Source organism: Ruegeria arenilitoris (assembly GCF_013032445.1).
GTDB classification, from domain to species: Bacteria; Pseudomonadota; Alphaproteobacteria; order Rhodobacterales; family Rhodobacteraceae; genus Ruegeria; species Ruegeria arenilitoris_F.
In genome coordinates, this window is sequence record NZ_WQCA01000021.1 from 41,875 (window position 1) to 48,552 (window position 6,678).

Annotated in this window: 6 protein-coding genes; 1 reads left to right on the forward strand and 5 read right to left on the reverse strand. The window is 54.6% G+C overall.

All coding sequences use genetic code 11. The features are described 5' to 3' along the window. Positions 1-4 precede the first annotated feature (4 nt). From GOW98_RS21695 to GOW98_RS21715, 5 genes are all read right to left on the reverse strand, one after another. On the reverse strand, positions 5-1,159 hold the full coding sequence (locus GOW98_RS21695) for a flavin monoamine oxidase family protein (RefSeq protein WP_170335984.1): 1,155 nt from the start codon (positions 1,157-1,159) through the stop codon (positions 5-7). A gap of 202 nt (positions 1,160-1,361) precedes the next feature. Continuing rightward, entirely contained in the window at positions 1,362-2,438 is a 1,077-nt protein-coding gene (locus GOW98_RS21700) for a lyase family protein (RefSeq protein WP_170335986.1), read from the reverse strand. Further along, entirely contained in the window at positions 2,431-3,945 is a 1,515-nt protein-coding gene (locus tag GOW98_RS21705; RefSeq protein ID WP_170335988.1) for a tripartite tricarboxylate transporter permease, read from the reverse strand. Before GOW98_RS21705 ends, GOW98_RS21700 begins: the two co-directional genes overlap by 8 nt. 5 nt (positions 3,946-3,950) lie before the next feature. After that, positions 3,951-4,418, reverse strand: a complete 468-nt coding sequence (locus GOW98_RS21710) for a tripartite tricarboxylate transporter TctB family protein (RefSeq protein WP_170335990.1) — start codon at positions 4,416-4,418, stop codon at positions 3,951-3,953. Positions 4,419-4,487: 69 nt separating this feature from the next. Further along, on the reverse strand, positions 4,488-5,447 hold the full coding sequence (locus GOW98_RS21715) for a tripartite tricarboxylate transporter substrate binding protein (protein ID WP_170335992.1): 960 nt from the start codon (positions 5,445-5,447) through the stop codon (positions 4,488-4,490). Positions 5,448-5,535: 88 nt separating this feature from the next. Here GOW98_RS21715 and GOW98_RS21720 point away from each other — a divergent pair, with 88 nt between their 5' ends. After that, positions 5,536-6,474, forward strand: a complete 939-nt coding sequence (locus GOW98_RS21720; protein WP_170335994.1) for a LysR family transcriptional regulator — start codon at positions 5,536-5,538, stop codon at positions 6,472-6,474. Positions 6,475-6,678: the final 204 nt, after the last annotated feature.

Genomic DNA, 6,678 nt, shown 5'->3' on the forward strand with positions numbered 1-6,678 from the left:
TCAACTATGTCTGAAGAAGTAGCGACACAGCGTTGATCGCGGAGAACGCTGCTCCTTGCACCGTTGACTGAGCATCACCGCCAAGTGCCTCACCAGCAAAAAAGAGTTTGTTCGATACAGGCTGGAGAATGTCTACTATGTTCCAATTGCCTCGGTTGGACATGGAATAGCTTCCTTCGATGAACGGCTCCTTAGACCAGTTCATGGCTCGTGCAGCTACAAAGCTGTCGCCTACGACCTTGCCAAACATCTCCGTCAATTCTCGTATTACGTCCTGTACCAGTTCCGAGTGGTCCATTTCAGAGCGCGGGATTGCTGTGTCCCAAGCCGTAAACAGACCGAGCAGGTTCTCATCCGTCGGTTTTTCAAAAACTGCGTCATAGTAGATCTTTTCGGACCAGCCATTGGAAAGCACGCTCCTTCGGGGTCCATCAAATAGTATGTCGGGGTAAAACCGCTCGCGAAACTTGATGAAGACCTTGAAACCTACGCCGAATTGAATGTCACGTAAGTCCTCAAACCTTGCGTTGACGTCGGTTGAAGAGGTCACGATTTGCCCATGTTGCAACACGGAGATTGGTACTGTGACCAAAACTTTATCTGCTTGGTACGTCTGTCCGCGATGTGTCCGCACCACGATGCCATTGCCATCTAAATCGATATAGGTAACCCGAGTGTTCAATCGAATATTGTCTTTGATTCCCTCTACGACGAAGCGTTCAAAGAAACCGTACCAAGTTGTATCGAAAAACTTGACCTCGGCGTAGGCATGCCGAAGCAGGTCAAAATCACGCAACCGCCCATTGTGCCAAAATTGGTAGGTTTCGGGCCGATACTCTAGGGTACGAACACCAAGTGAGTCCGATCCTTGGCCAATTATGTCACCTAAGATCGTGGGGTCATCGTGGATCCATTCTGCACCTAGGTCTAATGGGACTTCAGCGAAATTCGAGAGGCGTCGAATCCTTCCTCCCCATCGATTTGACGCTTCAAGAACTTGCACACCGATGCCCGCGTTCACCAAATGATACGCTGCTGTCAAACCGGCCGCACCGGCACCAACAACAATCACGCGCTTGGGTTGACGGGCTCGCATGATGCTTGGACTTGTCACCGCAAACGCCAGAGACGCGGTCGCGAATTTTCTTCGGTCAATCATTTTAGGACCATCACATCTCAGCAAAGCGCTGGTCAATAATCGCCTCACCGCGGTTCAACCGTCCACAGTCTATAAATTGTGCATTGCGCTTGGAGGCAGTGGAATGCGGACAATCACACATGGACTTAGTAGTTCCCGAGATCGGACTGTGTTGCCGTATTCCGCAACACAGCGAATGACGGCTATCGTTTCTTAACACTTCTCAAACTAAGTTCTGTTCCATCCGGTTTTTGTCTACTCTCAAATCAGACAGCATCCGTTTTGCCCAGGATAGAGCTCCTGAAGACAGCAAGAACACTTCTGGAATGACAAGCCACTCGCCAACCCAAACACCGCCAGATCGCTCATGTTGGTGCAGGGTTAGTTCCCCGATTTGCTCCGACCTTTGGCGCCCCAACCTTGCGACGGCCTCGGCAAATTCACTGGCCCGCTGGTTGCGTTTATGATGCATTGAGGATGAAGCACCCTTGCCGTTTTCATGGCATTCGCGCACCTCACAGATATCACTGGATGAAAGCAGGTTTATGTTGTGGGCTATTTTGCAGATCGTCGCACACAGCGCGCCGAGGGCGGTGACAATATCGGCCACGCCGTCACGCGCGTTTTGCCAATGAGGTTCTGCAACGCCCAGACCAAGCGCCTCTGCCATTCGCACCTTTATCTCTTCCCCCTTTCCATCATCATAATTTGACAAATCCCCTATCGGCCCGCCGATCTGAACCAACGCCCCGCGCCTTTCCGCTTCGGTGATTACCTCGCGACGACGCAGAAGCTCCGTGCGCCATACTTCAAACTTGGTCCGGAGCAGCATCGGGATCGCGTGTTGCCCGTTGGTGCGCCCCATCATTCGCGTATTGGGGTGCGCCTCGATCAGGCCTGTCAGACAGGAAACGAGCTGATCGAGGTCGCTCAACACGGTCGCCAGACCAAGCTTCATTTGCATTGCAAGCGCTGTATCCATGATGTCTTGTGTCGTACTCTTGAAATGAACGAACTTGGCGAGGTCCTTGCCGACATGTTCGCGCAGCTGCCCGACCAGTCCAACAATAGGTCTCCCGACTAGCCCCATATCTTGCCGCAGGCGGTCTTGATCGAGCTTACCGATACAAAACCCGTCGAGCGCAACGACAGCTTCATCCGGTACGAGGCCCGCTTCATTTTGCACATGCGCCAGCGTTTGTTCGACTTTGATCCATGCGGAGATTGTCGAGGATTCAGACCAGATGCGGCGCATATCTGTGCTGGAAAAGCTGCCTTGCATGAGCTGCCATTCAAGCATCGCCTAACTCTCCCTGCGCCAATTTGCGCTCTTTTATGATGCCGCGAATGCGGAAGGCTATTGCCCCTGCACCAAGGAGCAGGAAGGCAAGCGCGATAGGGCGTTCAACAAAGATCAGCGCGCCACCATCCGACATTAGCAGGGATTGCCGGAACGTCTCTTCTGCGCCTTTGGCCAGAACGAAGGAAATCACGAAGGCCGCAATGTTGAAGTCATATTTGCGCATTATCCAGCCGACGAAACCAGCACAGGTCATCACTGTCACATCGTACATCGAGCCGCGTGCTGAATAGGCCGCAACAAAGGCCGTCATGAATATCAGCGGATAGAGCACATTGGTCGGGATTTTCAGGATCAGTCGGGCGACTTGCGTGGCTCCGAAGTAACCGATCAGACCATAAGCGAGGATACCAAACATGCCGCAGGCAAAGAGCTTATAGACAAGTTCCTTGTCGGTCAGGAACAGCGTCGGCCCGACCTGGATGCCATGGATCAGAAACACGCCCAGCAGGATTGCCCCAATGGTCGAACCTGGAATGCCCAATGTCAGCAGCGGCGCCATAGACGGGCCGGATACCGCGTTGTTGGCCGCTTCTGGCGCGGCCACTCCTTCCAATGCGCCCTTGCCCCATTGTTCAGGGTTTTTCGCGCGGCGCTTGCCTTCTCCATAGGAGATGAAAGCCGCAATCGCTGAGCCAAGTCCCGGCAGTACACCAATGCCAGCACCGATGAACCCGCCCCGTACAGCATGGGGCAGACAGGGCTTATATTCGTCCCATGTCAGATCATTGCCGCCAGCAGAGCTTTCGTTTTCCTTGGTCTCGCCAGTCGCTTTGCTCCGCTCTTCAAGTTGCGCAAAGACTTCGCCCAGAACGAAGACACCAATCATCAGCGGCACCAAGCCGATGCCATTGGACAAGTCGAACGAGCCGAATGTGTAGCGCTCTTCGCTGGAAATCGGATCGAGCCCCACCATTGCCACCAGAATACCCAGGAGCGCGGACGCCAGACCTTTTACGATAGACTTTCCGATCACCGAGCCGATCACGACAAAGGCTGCAAAGTAGATGGCAAAGGTTTCTGGTGGTCCAAGTTTCAGCGCAATTGCCGCTATGAAACCAACGCCAACAACCAACAGAATGTCGCCCATGAGGTCGCCGATCACGGATGAGATCGTAGCAACCTTCATTGCTTTACCCGCCTTACCAGCGCGGGCCAGTGGATAGCCGTCAATCTGCGTCGCGGCGCTCGCGGCTGTGCCAGGCGTATTAAACAAGATCGCGGCGATGGACCCGCCATAGCGTCCAGATTTTCCGATCACGTAAAGAAAGGCGAGCGCAAAGAGAGGCGACATATAAAAGGTGATGGGAAGCAGCATCGCGATTGCAGCCGAGGCTGTTAGACCCGGCGTTGCACCCACGATCATGCCAACAGCGGCGGCAAGAACGATGGCAATGAGCAGCATCGGATCCGTGATGACTGAAAGAAGGGCGGGAAAAATTTCCATGAGACTTACCCCTGTATCCAGCTGAGCAGGTCAAACACATCGCCATAGGGCGGGAAAACACCAAGCAGCACAAAGAAGATGAGATGAAAAACCAGCGGGCAGATGACCACAGAAATCGCAAGACCGATCCAGCTCCGCACACCGAACATATATAGCACGATGGGAGCCACTATGGCCGTAGGCAATAGATACCCGAACCAGCGGAATGACTGTTGGTAAATCAACGCGATGATGAACAGCGCGATGATCTGAACGGTCGCACCATTACCTGCGCTGACGGTAGCGACATCGCTTGTCTGACGGGACGCACCGATCAGCAGGAGGCCAGACAAGCCCAAAAGAGCGACGGAGGCAGCAAAGGGCACGATCCCGGCCCAGGTGTCGCCGGGCGATGCAGCGGGCACCTGCCATGCGCCCCAGATGGCCACAAGTGAAACGATGGCCAGCACAAGACCTTCGGCATAAGCGCGCATATGATCCTCCCTGAATAATGCGTGGACAGAAAGAAGCCGGGAGATCATCGATCCCCCGGCCATGAGGACTTAGTTGGTCAGACTTTCGACCAAAGGAGTGGCGTCCTCTTTCATAGAGCTCAGTGTTGCCTTGGCGTCCGCGCCGTTCTGATAGACCGGGCCAGTACCGCGCGACGCCAGCAATTCAGCAAATTCAGGCTTCCCTGCGATCTTTTCCAGCGCGGCTTCCATCGCCGCGACCACTTCAGCAGGCGTGCCCTTCGGAGCAAACACGATCACCGGCGAGGAGACAGCAGCAAACGGAATGCCTAACTCCCCAAAGGCAGGCACATCCTTCATGATGCCATCGCGTTCCTGGCTATTAACCGCCAGCGCACGCAGTTGGTCTTCGAAGCCGGCAAGCTGCTGCACACCCAGGAAACCAAAGTCGGCCTGTTCGCCGATCAGAGCGGCACGGGTCGGGCCACCACCTTTGAATGGAACGTCTTGCGCTTCAATGCCGTTATTGGCCAGAAAGCCCAGACCGCCCACATGGTGAAATCCCCCGCGGCCAGAATGCGCCCAACGAAGCGAGCCAGGATCAGCCTTTGCCGCTTCGATCACGTCCTTAACAGACTGGAACGGGCTGTTTTTCGGGACCATCAGCGAGGTTTGCAATTGGCCAACCTGCGCGACGAAATCAAAGCTGTCCAGTGCATCAATGTCAGTATCGCGGGTCATGGTGGACAGTAAGAATGAGCCACCTGAGGTCATCATCATGGTGTAGCCGTCAGGCCGTGCGCCGATGACAGAATTAGCTCCATTCAAGCCACCCGAGCCGGGTTTGTTCACTACGACGACAGGGACATCCAAAATTCCTTCGGCGGCGGCCGAGATGGCGCGGGCATAAGCGTCCGTACCGCCGCCTGCCTTATAGGGCACAACCAGGTTGATCGGGCGTTTGGGCCAGTCGGCCGCAAAGCTGGCTGTGGTTGTTGCAGCAAGGGCGATGCCTGCCAGTGCGGCAGAAATGAGTGTTCTGCGTTTCATAGGATCCTCCCTAATTTCTCTCCTGATCTCACCTAGCAGATGACGAAGCTTGCGAAAAATGCAAAGATGTTTATCTTGCTTGCATAAAATGCAAGTGACGATGCCTAACATGAACATTAAAGCGCTTCGCGCCTTTAGAGCTACGCTGTCTGAAGGATCACTAGCAGCAGCAGCAAACATACTGCACCTTTCGCAACCAGCGGTGAGTCGCTTGATTTCCGGCCTTGAGGGAGAATTGCGACTTGATCTCTTTGATCGCAGCGGCCGGAACCTCACCCCAACGCCCGAAGGGCTGGCGTTCTATCGCGAAGCGGGCCGCATCCTCGATAACCTGGATGAGATCCCTGGCATCGCCGCTGAGATTCGTGCAGGCCGCACCCAGAACCTTCGGATCGTCGCAATGCCACGCATCGCTCGCGCTCTGGCTTCCCCTGCTGTCGGCCAATTTGTTAAGGCAAACCCTGATACCAATGTCAGCCTCGATGTACGTGCCCGCAGAGAAGCTGGGAAATGGCTGGCCGGTCGGGAATATGACGTGGGCATTGGCGCGCTTCCCGTCGACCACCCCGACATCCAAACTGAGCTACTGTTGCGCGTGAGAGCACAAGCCGTCGTACCAATTAATCATCCGCTTGCCGATCTGAAGGAAATTTCCATTGACGATCTGTCTGACGTTCCCGTTGTCCGCCTCATGCACGGATTGCTGTTGCGCGATCAATTGGATGATATGTTTCGATCCGCAGGGATATTACCAAAACAGACTTGCGAAGTCGCATCTTCTTCGCTGGCATGTGCTCTTGTAGCAGATGGCGGTGGTATCACAATCGCAGATGAACTCGTGGCCGCCGATGTAGATCATAACCGCGTTCGGGCAGTTCCAATTTCGCCTGAACGCTGGATGTCGTTTGGGCTTCTTTTTCCGCTGCATTCGGAACCAAACGAAGCGCGTGACCAGTTCGTTGAAGTCTTAAGATCGCATGTCGCAACACTCGCGGCGTCGAGTAACTCGATAGAGGTGGTTAGTTAGCGACTCAATTTGCCCCGCGGCGCATTCTTTTGGAAATTCGACCTTCAGAGAGCCTAGCATCCAGAAAACTGTCATCGGTGAATTCCGCGGAATCGGAGTTTTTGGGCTCGTACTCGACGTTCGCCGCCTTTTGCATCGGTGACTGGTGGCAGCCCAAACCGGACATTGCGATTTCAGCGCGCACTACGGTAGCTTTTTCTTATG